The organism is Vibrio sp. 2-Bac 85, from assembly GCF_037546705.1.
Taxonomy (GTDB): Bacteria; Pseudomonadota; Gammaproteobacteria; order Enterobacterales; family Psychromonadaceae; genus Psychromonas.
In genome coordinates this window covers 1-18,223 of record NZ_JALAAB010000015.1, presented here as the reverse complement: position 1 = coordinate 18,223, position 18,223 = coordinate 1, and the positions used below count along the sequence as shown (strand labels likewise).

Below are 18,223 nucleotides of genomic sequence, written 5' to 3'. Positions count from 1 at the left end.
TCTATGGCAAAAATATTCATGCTTGCGCAATCATCACTAGATAATTTTAAGTAAATAAATATACTTGCTTCACATTACTAAACTAGTTACGGGTAAAGTCTGTGTCAAATATCAATGAGTATGCAAAAAATATATCTTCAGAGCTTTATGAAAAGCTAAAAACAGCCGTAGAAACAGGGAAATGGTTAGATGGTGCGCCACTTACCGAGGAGCAAAAAGCACACTCGCTACAGTTGGTGATGGCTTACCAAAAAGAGTTTAATGTTGAGCCAGACCATTTCACCATTGCTCAAAATGGTGAAATTTATATGGAATCAAAAAAAGTATTAAAAAATCAATTTGCAAAAACAGCTGAAACTGACGAAGTACATTTAATTAATTTATAGCCATTCGTCATTTTAAGCTAAGAATAAACTTCTCGCGTCGGCTGAAGTTGTAGATTTTCCTTGCTGACTTTACATCTCACAGTATCATGGAGAAATACGAGCGCTCACTCGTAAGTTGAACAATATAAGTTAATAAATATAAATTAATAAAATATTGATGGTTACGTTTTCTGAGCTGATTATCAATCAATCCAATTAAGTAGGTACTATGAATTTATCGATTATTAAAGATGAGCTACAAGAAGCTCAACAGGTGTTAACCGCATTTCTATCGGAACAACAAAACTTACAAAATATTGAAGATGCGGCTTCATTATTAGCTGATGCTTTTAAAAATGATGGCAAAGTATTAGCCTGTGGTAATGGCGGCTCTCATTGTGATGCCATGCATTTTGCGGAAGAGTTAACGGGACGTTACCGTGAACATCGCCCATCATACCCAGCGATTGCAATTTCAGATGCTAGTCATATTTCCTGTGTAGGCAATGACTATGGTTTTGAACAAATATTTGCGCGCTATTTAGAAGGTGTTGGACGTGCTGGGGATGTCTTATTCTGTTTATCGACCAGTGGCAACTCGACTAATATTCTAAAGGCCATTGACGTTGCAAAAAGTAAAGGCATTAAAGTGATCGCATTAACCGGTAAAGACGGTGGAAAAATGGCGGGTCTTGCGGATGTTGAAATTCGAGTACCACACTTTGGTTATGCTGATCGTATTCAAGAAATACATATTAAGATCATTCATATTTTGATCTATTTAATTGAAAAGAAAATGGCTTAGGTTAAACAATGTGTGAATTATTAGGCATGAGTGCCAATGTCCCAACTGATATCTGTTTTAGCTTTAGTGGGTTAGTGAAACGAGGCGGTGCAACCGGACCTCATAAAGATGGGTGGGGAATCACCTTTTATGAAGGCAAAGGCTGTCGTAGTTTTAAAGATCCAAATCCTAGCTGTGACTCTAAAATTGCAGAGCTTGTTAAAAAATATCCAATTAAAAGTAAATCGGTGATCAGCCATATCCGTCAAGCAAATCGTGGTGGTGTTAATTTAGAGAATACACATCCTTTTATTCGTGAGCTATGGGGACGTAATTGGACTTATGCGCATAATGGACAACTTACTGGATACGAAAGCTTAGAAATGGGGCACGCTTGCCCTGTTGGAGAAACAGACAGTGAACGTGCCTTTTGTTGGATTTTGCACAAGCTACATCAAGACTTCCCTGAACAACCGACTGATATGCGATTAATCTTTAAAAAAATAGCCAGTTATGCAGATCAATTAAGAGCATTAGGTGTTTTTAATATGTTGCTGAGCGATGGTCAGTACGTGATGTGCTATTGCACTAATAATTTACACTGGATAACACGACGAGCTCCTTTTGGTAAAGCACAGTTAATCGATGAAGACATGATTGTTGATTTTCAAGAGGAAACTTCTGACAGTGATATTGTTACTGTGATTGCAACGCGACCGCTCACTAAAGATGAAGCCTGGAACAAGATGGAAACAGGACAGTTCTGTGTTTTCCATTTTGGTGAGTTAATTTTGTAATCAGTAATCAGTAATCAGTAATCAGTAATCAGTATGAGGTCATAGATGTGAATAAATTGGCCTCGTTCTCATTCCCGCACCATCTCTATTATTTATGCCACTAAACTGTTGAACATCCAATCTAAGAAATTGCACTTATTATGCTAATCTAGGACCAACTTAACATCCAACCGATTAAACAACTAACCGATTAAACAACTAACCAATTAAACAACTAACTAAATAAAATAGGAACAACATGGCTGCTTTATTAAAAGATGTATATAACCCAGATTATATTTCGCACCTTGCTGATGTTGTTGAAAAAAGTTATCCATCATTACAAAAAAGCCAATTTATCAAAGCGGTGTTTAACGACGAATGGGCAGATAAAGAGCTTAAAGCGCGGACTTTACACCTTGCGCATCAATTAAATCTGTTTATTGATCTCGACTACTTACAAACCTTAGCGATTATTAAAAAAATAGCACCTCATTTTACAAGTTACGAAGGTATGTTTATTCCTGCTTTTGTGGAATGCTATGGATTACATGAATTTTCAGCCTCTATTGATGCTCTCTCTTATATAACCCAGTTTGCCAGTGCGGAGTTTGCGGTACGGCCTTTTATTGTTAAATACCCGCAACAGATGCAAGCGGTGTTATTAACATGGTGTAATAGTGATGATAGTCATATACGTCGTTTAGCGTCGGAAGGGTGCCGACCTCGATTACCTTGGGCAATGGCTTTACCTGAATTCAAAAAAGATCCCAACTTCATCTTGCCTATTTTAGAGGCATTAAAAAATGATGATAGTGAATATGTACGACGAAGTGTGGCTAATAATCTCAATGATATTGCCAAGGATCACCCTTTGATTGTGGTTAACTTAGCACAACAGTGGTTAGCTGAAAGTAAAACTACAGAGACAAAACGTTTAATAAAACACGCATGTCGAAGCTTATTAAAGCAAGCCCATCCAACTGCATTGTCGTTATTTGGTTTTTTACCACCAGAACATATCGAAGTAGTTAATTTTAAGGCAGATAAAGCAGTGTCGATGGGGGAGGTTTTTACTTTCTCTTGTCATCTGGTCCATCAAAAATCCTTGCCCTTGAATAAACTAAGAATCGAATTTGCCATTGATTTTATGAAAAAAAATGGACAACAAGCCCGTAAGATATTCCAACTCTCGGAGGCGGTTATCAATAAAGATAACAAGCTAATTAATAAATCATTCAGTTTTAAAAATATCTCTACAAGACAATATTACAGTGGCCAACATAGTGTTGCTATCCTAGTTAATGGTGTGCAATTGGCTGATATTGATTTTATGTTAGAAGATTAAAAAGTATTAAAATCTCGTCATTTCTGTAGAATTGTGATCTATACCCATTACCATTCAAGTTGCAAAATTCAACAAACTGCTTAGGTCGTAATTATGTGCTTAAACTACATTTATTTTGCGAACCTATGAGTAGTTAATTTGCCTTGCGTGTGTACTTAACGATGAGGCATAGATTGAAGCCTAATGTTTGATTTTTAAAGTTTTGAAAAGTAAAGGATTACGTAATGAAAAGCAGGGAAGTAATATGACCATAACACCTTCAGTAAATCCCGCAGTAACACCAACAACAAGCAAAAATAAAATGTCATTAACTAAGCGTGTATTGTTAGGAATGGGCTTAGGTATTTTGGTCGGCTTTTTGATCCGCAGTCTATTAGCTGATGTTGTATTTGTTCAAGACTATATTGTAAACGGTATCTTTTATGTTGGCGGTAAAGTTTTTATCGCTACGCTTAAAATGCTCGTAGTGCCATTGATTTTTGTGTCATTAGTGTGTGGAACAAGTAGTTTAAAAGATCTCTCTACATTAGGTCGTTTAGGTGGAAAAACCTTAGCATTTTATATAGTCACGACGGCTATCGCGATCACACTTGCTATATTGATGGCTAATATTTTTGAACCTGGCGTAGGTGTCGATCTAGCGCAGGCAACCAGTTATTCCACTAAAGATGCGCCATCGTTGGGAGACGTTATTATTAACATGTTTCCAACCAATCCTATTAGCTCTATGGCTGAAGGTAATACATTGCAAATTATTGTATTTTCAATTTTGTTCGGTATTGCTATTAGTGTTTCAGGCCCAGAGGGCGAGCGCATTGCAAGCTTATTTTATGACTTCAACAAAGTGATTATGAAGTTAGTTGTTATGTTGATGAACATTGCGCCTTACGGGGTGTTTTTCTTAATGGCAAAACTATTTAACGAAATTGGATTAGAAGCCATATTCAATTTAATCAATTACTTCTTAGTATTAAGTGCTACCTTGTTACTGCATGCTTTTGTGACCTATAGTATTTTCTTTAAAACGTTCACTGGTTTAAATCCAATCACGTTTTTCAAAAAGATGGAAACTTCGATCACTTTTGCTTTTTCAACAGCTTCATCAAATGCAACTATTCCTGTGACCCTAGAAACAGCAACCAAGCGTCTAGGGGTTAATAATAAAGTTGCCTCGTTTACCATTCCACTGGGTGCCACCATTAATATGGATGGGACTGCCATCATGCACGGTGTCGCCACCGTCTTTATTGCACAGGCTTTTAATATTCACTTAAGTCTTTCAGATTATGGAGCTGTTATTCTGACCGCGACTTTAGCCTCAGTAGGCACCGCTGGCGTACCTGGTGTTGGCTTAATTATGCTCGCCATGGTACTGAATCAAGTGGGGTTGCCAGTTGAAGGTATCGCCATGATCCTTGGTGTTGATAGATTATTGGATATGATCCGCACTGCCGTTAACATTACTGGTGACAGTGTGGTCACCTGTATTGTTGCGAAGTCAGAAGGAGAGATGGACATTGATGTATTTAACGACCCGAATGCTGGTGCTATCGATGAATCAGTACAATTAGGCGAAACCAAGCAATAACAGAGCTGGTGGCTTGTTACATTGGTTTAAAAACCCAGTTTGAACTGGGTTTTTTATGTTATTAACTTTTAGTACAAGCCTAGATTGCAATAGGATCAATACAAGCTGAAAAGGTTTAGCTAAATGCGTCGATAATACTGCATTGCGAATGTTGATCGCCGTGACACTGTTGTGTGATCTTGGTTAATTGATTAACAATCGCTTGCTGCTGTTGAATACGCATCTCGATTTCCTTAATTTTCTCTAAGGCAATCTTTTTTACATCTGCGCTACTTCTGTTTTCATCCTCACCGAGTACTAATAATGCTTTACACTCTTTTAGATTAAACCCTGCCAACTTAGTTTTATGGATAAAATGTAGTTGTTTTAATATTTTTGGAGTGTAAAAACGATAATCATTTTCTCCCCTTGGCGGTGTGCTAATCAAACCAATAGATTCATAATGACGAATTGATTTTACTGACAACCCCGTTTCTTTTGCTGCTTGGCTGATTGAATACATAGCGGCTCCTACCTGTCGCAGAGTGTTAAAGTCATACGTTATAAAATTATGATTTATATGTTCATAATTTATAAGATCATTGTTTAGTGTTACTATTACACATTAACGTGCAACAGTGATCTCTATACTTATTTATCAATGTCGATTTTAATGCGTTTTAACAATAAAGAATTACTTAACACCGTTAAACTTGATGCTGTCATCGCAATGGCCGCTAGTGTAGGGTTTAAATAACCAAAAGCAGCCGCTGGAATAGCTAAACTATTAAAGATAAATGCCCAGAATAAGTTTTGACGAATGGTTGACCAAGTACTGCGTGATATTTTAATCGCCACGGCAATCAAACGAGGATCGTCGCGCATTAATGTCATTGAAGCAGTTTGTTTTGCAACATCACTGCCGCCACCCATTGCTATACTGACGTCTGCTTTTGCTAATGCAGGCGCATCATTAACACCATCACCTACCATGGCAACCAGTGATTGTTGTTGTAACGTCGAGAGCTGTTGCAGTTTTTGTTCAGGCGTTTGCTCAGCAAAGTAACTTTTTATACCCAGCTTCTTGCTCATCGACTGCACTACATTTTCCTTATCTCCACTGATAAGTGTGGTTGCTAAACCTAATTCATGTAAGTCTGAAATAGCTTGTTGGCTTTCAGCACGCACTTGATCTTCAATAGTAAAATAGCCAATCAGATATTGTTGATAACAAACATAAATAATATTATCTGTTGAGTCTGGCTTAACACCATGAATAGCAAGTTGCTGTATTAAATCGATATCAAATCGCGCTAATATCTTAGCATTACCTGCAATCACGACTTGGTTATTAAAATGACCTTGAATGCCTTCACCATGGATACTACGAATGTCACTCACGTCCATTGCTTGTACATCAAGTGTTTGACAATGTGCACTGACCGCTTTGGCTATCGGGTGCTTGCTTGCCTGTTGTAAACCCAATAATAACGGCAAAAAGTCTTTATCAAAGGCAGTAATATTATTTAAACTAACTTGCCCTTTAGTTAAAGTACCTGTTTTATCAAAGGCAATATGAGTTAGTTTATGTGCAAGCTGTAACGTATTAATATCTTTTATTAAAATACCTTTTTGTGCAGCTAAGCCGGTACCCACTACCATAGCCGTTGGTGTCGCTAAACCTAACGCACAGGGACAGGCGATCACTAATACCGCAACACTGTGGATTAATGCCTGTTCAAAATCACCATTATATAACCACCATGCACTAAACGTGACCAGCGCAATGGCTAATACAATCGGTACAAAAATAGAACTTATTCTATCAACTAACTGTAATATAGGCGCTTTACTCATTTGCGCTGACTCAACTAATTGGATAATCTGATACAATTTAGTTTGTTCTTTAACAGCGGTGCTTTTCATTAATAAAACACCATCGCCATTAATGGTACCGGCAAAGGCTGTATCTTTTACTTGCTTGAGTATTGGTTTACTTTCACCGGTTAATAACGACTCATCAATATAACTGCTTCCTTCTAAAATAATTCCATCAACAGGTACTTTATCACCGGCAGCGATTTGTATTAGATCGTTCACTTGAACTTGATCAATCAGCACGCGTTTAAATTCTTTGCCTTTTTTGACTAAAGCATCAACAGCTTGTAATTTACTAAGCGCACTCACGGCTTTTGAGCTAGCTTGTTTAGCCTGAAACTCCAAAAACTTCCCTAAACGGATCAATACGATCACTAAACTACTGCTTTCAAAATAAAGATGCCCAGCATGTCCTGTTAATATCATATACAGGCTAAAAAAGTAGGCGGCAGAGGTGCCTAAGACCACTAACACATCCATATTTGCTGAACGTCCTTTAATGCTTCTCCATGCTCCTTTATAGAAACGAGCGCCGACAATAAATTGCAAAGGGGTCGCCAAGGCAAACTCTAACCAAGGGGATAATAGCGGGGCATCATTAAATAGCATACTCACCATGGCCAACCAAAATGGCAAGCTTAGTAATAGCGCAATAGCTAAACCGAGTTTTTCATGTAACTGTTTTTTATCTTCTTTTTGTTGTTTCGCTAATTGTTGTTGCTGTGAGTTTAGTGCTTTTTTTTGTGTTAATGGGTAGGGACTTAAATCGACAAGTTCACTAATGAATGTGTCGTTGACAAAGCTGGCTAGGGTTTCAATATACACAGTCTGCGTTGCAAAGTTAGCTTTAACATCAACAACTAATGGATGTTTTTTTAAGGCTGTAACCGTTGATTCAACACAGCTTGAGCAAGACCACTCAGCTTCAAAAATAACTTGTTGATGATCCGTTTGATAGCCTTTTTGCTCTAAAATAGTCATAATTTGTGGCGCAAGCGGGGCATTTAATAGCGACTTATTGACGTCTAAACTTGCTTTTTCTAGTGTGATATTTACATTCGCCTCTATGCCATCAAGAGTATTAAAGGCAGCACTTAGCTTACTCGCACAACTTGCACAATTCATACCATAGACAGGGAATGTTATTTGTTGCGTTGTTGTCATATCAGTTATCTCCTGCTTATTGTTTATCCAGTAATAGGTTGTTCATAAAAGACTAAAAAGCCTTACTGTATAGTTTCGATGCATAAAGCATAACCCTTACCCTTAGGGTAATGTCAAACCTAATTAAGACATTTTATTAACGCTTGTAATTTTTGCATATTTCAATATCATCAACTGGATATAAAAACAGTTGATTTAACTATGTAATTTAACTATATCTAATCGTTTATCACATCATTCTATTTAAGGTTTGTCATGATATGAGTAAAGATACTCGCTATCCGAATACAGAGGAGAATGTTAAAACACCTTTGCAGCGTAAAATAGTACATATCGATATGGACTCATTTTTTGCCTCGGTAGAAATGCGTGATCAACCAAATTATAAAGATATACCGCTTGCTGTTGGAGGAAGTACTTCACAGCGAGGGGTGATCAGTACTTGTAACTATAATGCACGACAATATGGTGTTCATTCGGCAATGCCAACTTCTCAGGCTTTGAAGTTATGCCCGCAATTAACTGTTGTACCTGGTCGAATGCATGTTTATAAAGCCGTTTCGAAACAGATAAGAGCTATTTTTGAACGCTATACCCACCTTATAGAACCGTTATCGTTAGATGAGGCATTCCTTGATGTTACAGAATGCCGACAATTACATGGTTCGGCCACGTTAATAGCTGAAGCCATTAGAAATGATATACGCAATGAATTGAATCTGACTGCTTCAGCGGGCGTTGCTCCCATCAAGTTTCTGGCCAAAGTGGCTTCTGATCTGAATAAACCAGATGGCCAATGTGTTATTCCACCGGATCAAGTTCAAGGTGTCATCGATACACTGCCTCTTGAGAAAATACCGGGTGTGGGTAAAGTCAGTTTAAAAAAACTTCATCAGGAAAACTTTTACCTTTGTGAAGATATTAAAAACACTGATTATCGTGAATTACTTAGAAAATTTGGTCGCATGGGATTATCGCTATGGAATTACAGCCATGGTATTGATGAACGGGAAGTGATCACTGAACGAGAGCGAAAATCGGTTGGAGTAGAGCGAACATTTTCAAGCAATATTTCAACTTTTGATGAATGTTGGCAGTTCATTGAACAGCACCTTTATCATGAATTGGATAAACGATTAGAACGTGCTTCCCCTTCTAAAAAAATTACCAAACAGAGCATTAAAATTAAGTTTGCTGATTTTCAATTAACAACCATAGAACATGGGCAAAAGCAGCTAAATTTATCGCATTTTCGCGAATTACTACAGGAAATTCTACAACGACAACAGGGCCGAGAGATAAGGTTACTTGGTCTCAGTGTCATGTTAAAACCTGAAGTACAAGAAAAGCAGCTTAATTTAGATTTATAAAGTATTGAAGTGTGCTAATTAACCATTGCTGTTTTTAGCATACAAAAAATTAACAAAGCATCGAAAGATAAGAAGGTACTAAAAATTAGCAAGGTGTAAAAATAGTTATACCTTGCCAATTATTATCACATCGAGATGTTACGAATACCTTCATAAATAAATTGAATCGCTAACGCAGCGAGGATCACGCCTAAAAAACGTCGTAAGATTTCATCACCGGTTTTACCAATGACTTTTTTTAAGTACTTTGATGTGACCATAGCGAACAAGGTTATTACTAAAACACTGATGATGGCGGCGCTAACCGAAACCACTGAATTACCTTCTGTATTTTGAGAAAATAATAAAATAGCTAAAGTTAAGGTACCTGGCCCTGCTAATAAGGGAATCGACATTGGAAAGACTGAAATATCCGCGTCTTTTTCAGTCTTAGCAAATTTTAACTCCTGTGTGATCATCATAAAGGCGGTATAGAAAAGTAATAAACCGCCGGAAATGCGTAGGGAGTTAATATTAATGCCAAGGTGATAAAACAATGCCTCACCGTAATTACCAAATAAAATGAGCGTTACACCACTTATTAAAACTGACTTTATGGCCATTAAGTTACGGTATTTTTGATCACTACCAGAAGTTAGTGAATTAAAAATAAGCGCCGAACCAATGGGGTCAATAATAACCAATAAACCGGTCATAGCGTGCAAGTATAGTGTAATGTCCATTTTATTATCTCAGTACCGCTTTAAAATATAAGGTGTGCTATTCCAGCAATCACAGGCAAAGTCACCAGAGTACGAAGAATAAAAATGATAAATAATTCAACAATATTAATCGGTATTTTACTGCCTATTAATAACGCACCGACTTCACTCATATAGATTAATTGAGTCACAGACATTGCAGCAATGATGAAACGGGTCATATCAGATTCGATAGAAGCCGCTAGAATCGATGGAATAAACATATCAGCAAAACCGACCACAATAGTGGTTGATGCTTGTTCAGCTTCTGGAATTTGTAATAGTTCAAGTAGTGGAATAAATGGCATGCCTAAATAGTTAAAGATAGGCGTATATTCAGCAATAACCAAAGCTACCGTACCAATCGCCATGATCACTGGGATCACACCAAAGACCATATCAATAACATTTTTTAAGCCATCTACTATTGTATGTTTAATTCCTTTTGAATGTTCAGCTCGCTCTAATGCTTGATGTAATCCCCAAGATAAAACATGGTGACCTTCAGGCGTTTTTTCATCATTTTCGTGACGTGAAGAACCATCAATATAAGTGTCTTTTTTAAAGCATAAAGGCGGTAATTTAGGCACTACGATAGCAGCAACCAAACCGGCTGCACATACAGAGAGGTAAAAAGGTAAAAATAAGTACTCTAATTTAACTTGTGCAATCACCACCAATGAAAAGGTAATGGATACAGCAGAGAACGTTGTACCAATAACAGCCGCTTCACGTTGCGTATAAAAACGTGATTCATATTGTTTACTGGTTAATAGGATACCAACACTGCCGTCACCTAACCAAGATGCCATACAGTCAATGGCACTACGGCCAGGTAAGTTAAATACAGGACGCATAATCTTGGTTAATAAGGTACCAAATAATTCTAACAAACCAAAATTAAGCAATAAAGGTAGTAACAAACCAGCAAAAATAAATACACAAAGTAAAATAGGTAATAGGTCGTTCAACACTAAGGCCCCTGTATTACCTGAGTTGATCATTTCTGGGCCAACTTGCCAATAGGTTAGAGTGATAAAAATCGCGCCTAATACGCGTACCAACAACCAAGCAGGGCTGACGTTTAATAATCCATTTAAAAATTCATTATTTACTAAAAAAGCAGGTTTAATAAATTTACATAATAAACTTAAAACCGCAGTAGTTAGAACCACTAAGGTTACGATCAATGTGGCAGAATCTCCTAGAAACGCTTGTAGGGCTTTGGAGATAATAGCGATCGGGATAGTTAACGAATTATCGTAATTAATAGGCGTCATAAATAATAATAAGCCAATTAAAGAGGGAATAATAAACGTCAAAATCGTCGCGAACGTAAATGATTTTTTTTCTGTCACACTGTCTACCTTTGTTAAGTTTATTAGCATTAAAAGCTAAGGTTAATAGCGCAATCACGCGCAAGGCGGCAAGGGTACTTGCTTTATATTCTGTTGTAAATCGACATGTACTAACATTTACTGAACCAGATCAGAAAAAGTTAAATTAAGGCAAAAAAGGGGGGCCAAAACTCGCTGTTAGTAAAGTAAGTTAGCTAATTTAAATCAGTGAATAGAAAGTAAGGGGATAGCTAACTGCTTATTAGCTTCTGTAATTTGAACGGCAACGGACACAGTTAATGGTGCATTATCGCTTAATACCTATAAAACTATTTTTCAGCCAATAATTAAGGCGAGTTATGATTAAAAATGTGATCCATTACGTTTACTTATTGATACTGAATAAATCAATTTTCATAAATCAATCTATACTCTTAACCACTATAATCACTATTTACAATGACTTGATAAGAAAGAAGCCTTATGAGCAGAGAATTAATTGTTGAATCAGCAAAAAATTTAAAAAAAGCATTACCACTGATGATGAAATATTCAGTCCCGACCACACCCAGTAATTATGCACTTTGGTATCATTATGCAGCAGAAAAAAATGTTGCATTAAAAGAGTCAATGGATAAATTATTGAAAGATAATGATAACTGCCCACCTATTCAAGCTGAATCCTTGTATCGAGAACATATTCGTTCGGAAGAAGAGAATGCAACCTCAGAGCTCCGTACCTCCATTGAAAAAATGATGCTTCAGCTTGATAAGTCAATTATCGATACCCATTCTGATACCAATCAATTTCAACAATCTTTTGAAAAGACTGTCGCTAATATTAGTAAAGTGGAAGAAGAAGGCTGGTCTATCGATGAGGTGATCGGGTTATTAAAGAATCTAGAAAGAGATGCCAAACAGATGCGTAATGCAACGCGTTTTTTTGGTAATAGCTTAAGCGTTGCAAAAAGTGAAATTGATTCATTAAAAGAACAGTTAGTGCAAACTCGCCATGCGGCTATGTATGACTCTTTAACGGGATTATTTAATCGCAATGCATTTGATACTGAGTTATCTGCGTATTTAAAAGCCGATACCAAAGGTTTATGCCTTATTCTTTGTGATATCGACCATTTTAAAAAATTCAATGATACTTGGGGACATTTATTAGGTGATCAAGTCTTAAAAGCAGTAGGCAGAAAAATCAATGATGTTATGCGCAATGGGAGCACGGCTTATCGATTTGGTGGTGAAGAGTTTGTGATGTTATTACCTAAAACAAATGTACGAATCGCACGGCAATTTGCCGAAACCACACGAAAACAATTTGAAAAATTGACCTTAAAAGACAAACGTTCAGGACAAATGATCAATAACATCACCGCATCGTTTGGTGTCGTTGAAAGTAAATCGGGTGAAAGCATCACCGAATTAATCGCACGGGCCGATGACTATTTATATAAAGCAAAACGTTTAGGTCGTAATCGGGTTTTGCCAATATAACGAACATGGCAAAGCCAAAGCTCAACCCCTGCCCACAGTTATATTTTTCGATATAACGATAGCTTTTAGTTACAGCTTTGTTTAAAGCTGTAATTGAAGTTTTGGTTACAATTTTAATTACAAATATGTTTATAGGTATATTTACAACTTTGTTTATAGGACTAGCTGTCAATGATGCCAACGCATTAAAAACAGTTAACTTAATAAACAGTGTTTATTGACTATTCATTAATCTGCCCATACAGTAAGTTTTTCAAGGTGCTAATAACGTTCTCAATGTTGTAGCACCTCACTGATGCAAAGTCATGGAAAGCTGAGACGCTGCATTTATTTTTTAGTTTACTGATATTTTAGGGATCCTCATGGAATTATACGGTAGTTATACTTCGCCTTTTGTACGCCAATGTCGTATTGCATTTTTACAAACGGTACTAGATTTTGATTTCATTGAAATAGACATGACCAAAAGCGCAGAGTTATCACCAACCCAAAAAGTACCTTTATTGGTTGATTGTGAATTACAATTGACTGACTCTAGCTCGATTTTAACACATATCTATGAAGTAGCAGGGGAAGACTTTTTATCAGATGTAGAAGAAGTTGAGCTCTACCATATGACCAATACCTTGATGGATGCATACGTAAATTTATTTATGTTAGCTAAGTTTGATGGCATCACGCCTGAAAAAAGCCTGTATTTAACACGTCAACAGCAGCGTACACAATCAGGGGTAGTGGCGATGAATAACAAAAAGTTTAGCCAAGCTTTACCATTAACCAATGCAGAAATGAGAGTAGCCGTATTTCTTGACTGGGCAACGTACCGAGATCTTTTATCATTAAAAGATCTGCCTAATTTACAACAACTATTAACCCTAGCGAATACAGACCCAATCTTTGTTGAAACAGCACCTGTAGGGTAAAGACTGAGTGTTTAATGAACTTCAATTACTTAGGTGACTATTAATTGATTCGTTAACTTGTAGATTGACTCGTCAATCGATAAAAACAAAAAAGCCGCTTTTTGCTAACTAATAAGGTTAACAATAAAGCGGCTTTTTTTATGGTCATTGTTTTTATGAGCGTTCTTTTTTATAGTCGTTAATAAGCTTAACTGTAATACTACAAGCTTAATTAAACGTTATTCTACTTTAATAATCTTACAAGTATTGGTGAAACCTTGTTTAACATTGTCACCGTGCGTTAATAAGATTAGATCGCCAGTTTTAATTAAACCCGATGACTTAAGCGTTTCTAGCGCATTAGCAATAAACTCAATACTGTTTGTCGTTGTAGAGTCAAACTTAACGGGTGTTACACCACGGTATAAAGCACAGTAATTTAATGTTTGTTGATTGCTTGATAATGCATAAATTGGCAAACCAGAACTCAAACGTGACATTAATAATGGGGTAGAGCCAGAGGCCGTTAAAGCAACAATCGCTGTCACGCCATTAGTATGGTTAGCCGCATACATAGTCGTCATAGCTAATGCTTCACTTGGATCATCAAAAGTATAATTGATACGGTGATTAGAAACGTTAATGCTTGGATGTTTTTCAGCACCAATACACACTTCGCTCATTGCTTTAACCGTTTCAACAGGGTAATCACCCGCAGCTGTTTCACCCGATAACATAACCGCATCAGTACCATCTAATACCGCATTTGCGACATCCATTACTTCAGCACGTGTTGGCATTGGCGCGCTGATCATTGATTCCATCATTTGCGTTGCAGTGATCACTACACGATTTAAACGACGAGCAGTACGGATCATATCTTTTTGAACACCCACTAATCGAGCATCCCCAATTTCAACACCTAGATCGCCACGGGCAACCATCACCACATCAGACGCTAAAATAATGTCTTCTAAAGCTTCTTTAGTTTCAACTGCTTCAGCACGTTCTACTTTAGCGACTATTTTCGCAAAACAGCCTGCTTCCTGTGCTAATTTTCGTGCGTAATGTAAATCAGCACCATTTCGAGGAAATGAAACGGCAAGGTAATCACAACCAATTTCAGCAGCAGTAAAAATATCTCTTTTATCTTTGTCTGTTAACGCAGCGGCAGATAAACCACCACCTTGTTTATTAATTCCTTTATTGTTAGATAAAGGTCCGCCAATAGTAACAACCGTATGTACTTTATTACCTTCAACAGATTCAACTTTTAATTGAACGCGGCCATCATCTAATAACAATACATCGCCGGTATCAACTTCTTGGGGTAATGTTTTGTAATCAAGGCCAACTTGTTGCTGGTTACCTTGGCCTTTTTCAATATCGCTATCGAGTGTAAATTTATCACCAATAGTCAATTGTATTTTGTTGTTCTCAAAAGTAGATACGCGAATTTTAGGACCTTGTAGATCCCCCATGATAGCTACTTCTTTGCCTAATCTACTCGCAATCTCTCTCACTTGTAGGGCACGTTTTACGTGATCAGCTGCTTCACCATGAGAGAAATTCATACGTACCATATTAGCGCCAGCAGCAATAATCTGCTCTAAATTATTACCGCGATCCGTTGCGGGGCCTAAAGTGGTTACGATTTTGGTACGTCTTGGCATGTTAACTCCTGTTAAAAATAAAAAGATAAGTATAAAGGGGGTTAATGAACTTTCGATTACAACTTATGTTATCACGATGATTAGCTATGGTTTTTCACTATAGTTCTTCGCTATGATCATTAGCTGTGAGTATTGGGAACAATTGTTAGGGAAGCTAACTTGCAAACGGATCACATTAAAACGAGTGAACGTTTGCAAGATAAAAAATGCCTAATCTTCTGTTTTTTCAAAGCGAGAATCTTTAATACCCGCTTTAACGCGTTTTAAATTATCTCTAAATTTAGCGCCACGGCGTAAGGTAAATCCAGTGGTCAATACATCAATTAATACCAGCTGTGCAATACGTGACGACATAGGCATATAAATATCAGTATCCTCAGGCACGCCTAGTGATAACACTAAATTGCTTTGTTCAGCTAAAGGCGAGTTAGCCGCTGTTAAAGCAATCACAAAAGCATCGTTTTCACGTGCAAGTTGGGCAACTTCAACCAAAGGTTTAGTGCGCCCAGTATGAGAGATCAAAACAATCACATCACCCTCAGTACAATTAATGCAGCTCATGCGTTGCATCACCACATCATCAAAACACGATACCGGAATGTTAAAACGGAAAAACTTATTAAGTGCATCGTGCGCAACCGATGAAGAAGCTCCTAAACCAAAGAAAGATATTTTATTTGCTTGTGTAAGCACATCGACCGCACGATTGATCAAATTAACATCTAAGCCGTTCTTCGCTGCATTCAAACAAGCCATCGTCGACTCGAAAATTTTCGACGTATAAGCTTCAGGGCCATCATCTTCATTCACATTACGGTTCACATATGGGGTACCATTCGCTAAACTTTGTGCTAAATGTAGTTTAAAATCAGGAAAACCCTTAGTGTCTAAGCGACGACAAAAGCGGTTAACAGTCGGCTCACTGACTTCTGCTATTTTTGCTAAATTAGCAATGCTAGAGTGAATCGCTGTTTGTGGAGACGCCAAAATAGCTTCCGCTACTTTGCGTTCAGATTTACTAAATGTATCGAGATTTTTTTTAATTAACTCTAAAGTATTCATTATATTGTTCACTCAGTAGTAACGATGCGATTAGTGTCTAGTAAGAATTTTTGTAACTAGAAATGAAATAAAACTACAAAAAAATCGTTTAAATTCTAAATGGATTATAAAGTAGCCTGCTTTTTTTGTCATTTTATTACATAAAAACAATGTTTTAGATCAAATAAAAAAGGCTAAAATAAAAAAAACTGAGAGGCTGATCTGCCTCTTGATCAAAGAAACTTAAAAAGTGTAGGAGCAGAACCATGTTATCAGTTGTTGCAGATGTCGGTGGCACCAATATACGTTTAGCAGTGTTAGACATCGCCAGTGGTGAAATGTCTAAAGTAAGAGAGTATCCATGTGCACAATTCATCACTTTAGAATCTGCATTAGCGCAATATTTTGCTACTTTATCAGATCCCGTTAGTCACCTTTGTGTTGGCATTGCTTGCCCAGTTGAAGATGATTTAGTCAGTATGACCAACTTGAGCTGGCAGTTCTCAAAAAGTGAGTTACAGCACAAGCTAGCTTTAAAAACGCTCTATGTTATCAATGATTACACCGCTATTTCACTGGCTGTGCCTTTTGTTGACGATAAGCAAAAAATTCAAATTGGTGGTGGTGAAGTCGTCGACAATGCAGTGAAAGCTATATTTGGACCTGGCACTGGATTGGGCGTATCCCACCTTATTAAACACGATCAAAAATGGGTGAGTTTAGATGGAGAGGGCGGACATTCTAGTTTTGCACCTAACACCTCACAACAAGCCGATGTATTATTATTATTACAATCGCAGTTTGGTCATGTATCCAATGAGCGCTTGTTATCTGGCCAAGGTTTAGTCAATATTTATCATGCACTTTGCCGCCTTGCTGGTAAACAACCTGAGTTTTTTGAACCCGCTGAAATTACCAAATCAGCATTAGCGGCAGAATGCGAAATAGCTGAACAAACATTAACCTTGTTTTGCCAAGCAATGGGTGGTTTTGCCGGCAACTTAGCTTTGAACTTAGATTGTAAGGGCGGCGTTTATATTGCGGGTGGTATCGTGCCTCGCTTTATCGACTTCTTCCAAAATAGTGAATTCCGAGCATTTTTTGAAGCTAAAGGGCGTTTTGCAGGCTTTTTGAAAACAGTACCTACTTATTTAATTACCCATGAAAATCCTGGTTTATTAGGCGCAGCCGTCTATTTACAACAAGAATTGTCATAAATATCTGAATAATGAGCGTTAATAGTTGATTTACAGCACTGAGTTAACTATCATGCGCTCCGCTTATCTAATACATACGCACTTTCAGTATGATTAATGAGCAGTTTTAAAATTTACGGAGAATTGGCCGAGTGGCTGAAGGCGCACGCCTGGAAAGTGTGTAAGGGGCAACCCTTCGAGAGTTCGAATCTCTTGTTCTCCGCCACATTTAGTACCGTCAAGGTACGGGAAAACCCGCAACGCTTATTAAAAGGCTTGCGGGTTTTTTTATGTCTCTAAAAACTTAAAATGCATCTTATCAGTAATAACATTTAAAAATGCAGACTTCATTTTAATTTCCTTACACTATAAATAGTGCCTCTATACACAGTTAATGTGCCATTTCGTATTTCCGCCGGAAATACGGAATATTTCTGTCTATCCACATGACGAAGCTTTTAGTTTTTGTTATTAACATTATGATTAACTTGCTTATTTTGGTATTGTCATGTCAAATTTAAATAAAATAGTGTGTTCTGTATATCCACCGGTTATACGGAATAATTCTGTTTAATAATA

At 37.2% G+C, this 18,223-nt stretch carries 15 protein-coding genes and 1 tRNA gene; 10 read left to right on the top strand and 6 right to left on the bottom strand.

The genetic code is table 11. The features are described 5' to 3' along the window. Positions 1–101: 101 nt before the first annotated feature. The 5 genes from MT390_RS14645 to MT390_RS14625 all read left to right on the top strand — a co-directional run bounded on the left by MT390_RS14645 (position 102) and on the right by MT390_RS14625 (position 4,861). Positions 102–386, top strand: coding sequence for a DUF1315 family protein (locus tag MT390_RS14645; RefSeq protein ID WP_166372484.1), 285 nt, complete (start codon positions 102–104; stop codon positions 384–386). A 208-nt stretch (positions 387–594) separates the two neighbouring features. Next, a complete protein-coding gene (gene lpcA / locus MT390_RS14640) occupies positions 595–1,170 on the top strand; it encodes a D-sedoheptulose 7-phosphate isomerase (protein ID WP_499441905.1) in 576 nt (191 codons plus the stop codon). A gap of 8 nt (positions 1,171–1,178) precedes the next feature. Beyond that, a complete protein-coding gene (locus tag MT390_RS14635) occupies positions 1,179–1,946 on the top strand; it encodes a class II glutamine amidotransferase (protein WP_028867111.1) in 768 nt (255 codons plus the stop codon). A 238-nt stretch (positions 1,947–2,184) separates the two neighbouring features. Beyond that, the gene (locus tag MT390_RS14630) at positions 2,185–3,273 is read left to right on the top strand and encodes a DNA alkylation repair protein (protein ID WP_499441904.1); all 1,089 of its coding nucleotides are present in this window, start codon (positions 2,185–2,187) and stop codon (positions 3,271–3,273) included. A 244-nt stretch (positions 3,274–3,517) separates the two neighbouring features. Beyond that, entirely contained in the window at positions 3,518–4,861 is a 1,344-nt protein-coding gene (locus MT390_RS14625) for a dicarboxylate/amino acid:cation symporter (protein WP_499441903.1), read from the top strand. A gap of 115 nt (positions 4,862–4,976) precedes the next feature. Here MT390_RS14625 and cueR read toward each other — a convergent pair whose 3' ends face one another. Together cueR and MT390_RS14615 are read right to left on the bottom strand one after the other, a co-directional pair. Then, positions 4,977–5,363 carry a Cu(I)-responsive transcriptional regulator gene (cueR, locus tag MT390_RS14620; protein ID WP_166372489.1) on the bottom strand — a complete coding sequence of 129 codons (387 nt, stop codon included), beginning with the start codon at positions 5,361–5,363 and terminating at the stop codon, positions 4,977–4,979. A 128-nt stretch (positions 5,364–5,491) separates the two neighbouring features. Then, entirely contained in the window at positions 5,492–7,882 is a 2,391-nt protein-coding gene (locus MT390_RS14615; RefSeq protein ID WP_499441900.1) for a heavy metal translocating P-type ATPase, read from the bottom strand. Between the two features lie 260 nt (positions 7,883–8,142). On the opposite strand from MT390_RS14615, the gene dinB reads away from it, so the two are divergent. Beyond that, on the top strand, positions 8,143–9,252 hold the full coding sequence (dinB, locus tag MT390_RS14610; RefSeq protein ID WP_499441898.1) for a DNA polymerase IV: 1,110 nt from the start codon (positions 8,143–8,145) through the stop codon (positions 9,250–9,252). Between the two features lie 125 nt (positions 9,253–9,377). Here the strand turns inward: dinB and MT390_RS14605 are convergent, their stop codons facing one another. Then, positions 9,378–9,974, bottom strand: coding sequence for a MarC family protein (locus MT390_RS14605; protein ID WP_166372492.1), 597 nt, complete (start codon positions 9,972–9,974; stop codon positions 9,378–9,380). A 20-nt stretch (positions 9,975–9,994) separates the two neighbouring features. Further along, complete coding sequence (locus tag MT390_RS14600) at positions 9,995–11,272, bottom strand: YjiH family protein (RefSeq protein ID WP_499441988.1); 1,278 nt, start codon at positions 11,270–11,272, stop codon at positions 9,995–9,997. 540 nt (positions 11,273–11,812) lie between these two features. Here MT390_RS14600 and MT390_RS14595 point away from each other — a divergent pair. Together MT390_RS14595 and MT390_RS14590 are read left to right on the top strand one after the other, a co-directional pair. After that, a complete protein-coding gene (locus MT390_RS14595) occupies positions 11,813–12,832 on the top strand; it encodes a GGDEF domain-containing protein (protein ID WP_499441897.1) in 1,020 nt (339 codons plus the stop codon). A gap of 362 nt (positions 12,833–13,194) precedes the next feature. Beyond that, a complete protein-coding gene (locus tag MT390_RS14590; protein ID WP_499441896.1) occupies positions 13,195–13,755 on the top strand; it encodes a glutathione S-transferase family protein in 561 nt (186 codons plus the stop codon). A gap of 218 nt (positions 13,756–13,973) precedes the next feature. Here MT390_RS14590 and pyk read toward each other — a convergent pair whose 3' ends face one another. After that, positions 13,974–15,407, bottom strand: a complete 1,434-nt coding sequence (gene pyk, locus MT390_RS14585) for a pyruvate kinase (protein ID WP_499441894.1) — start codon at positions 15,405–15,407, stop codon at positions 13,974–13,976. 210 nt (positions 15,408–15,617) lie between these two features. Next, positions 15,618–16,469: a MurR/RpiR family transcriptional regulator gene (locus MT390_RS14580; RefSeq protein WP_166372497.1), complete on the bottom strand. Its 852-nt coding sequence runs from the start codon at positions 16,467–16,469 to the stop codon at positions 15,618–15,620. Positions 16,470–16,714: 245 nt separating this feature from the next. Between MT390_RS14580 and MT390_RS14575 the strand changes: the two genes are divergently transcribed. Together MT390_RS14575 and MT390_RS14570 are read left to right on the top strand one after the other, a co-directional pair. Continuing rightward, entirely contained in the window at positions 16,715–17,665 is a 951-nt protein-coding gene (locus tag MT390_RS14575) for a glucokinase (RefSeq protein ID WP_499441892.1), read from the top strand. Between the two features lie 117 nt (positions 17,666–17,782). Beyond that, positions 17,783–17,870, top strand: a tRNA-Ser gene (locus MT390_RS14570). Positions 17,871–18,223: the final 353 nt, after the last annotated feature.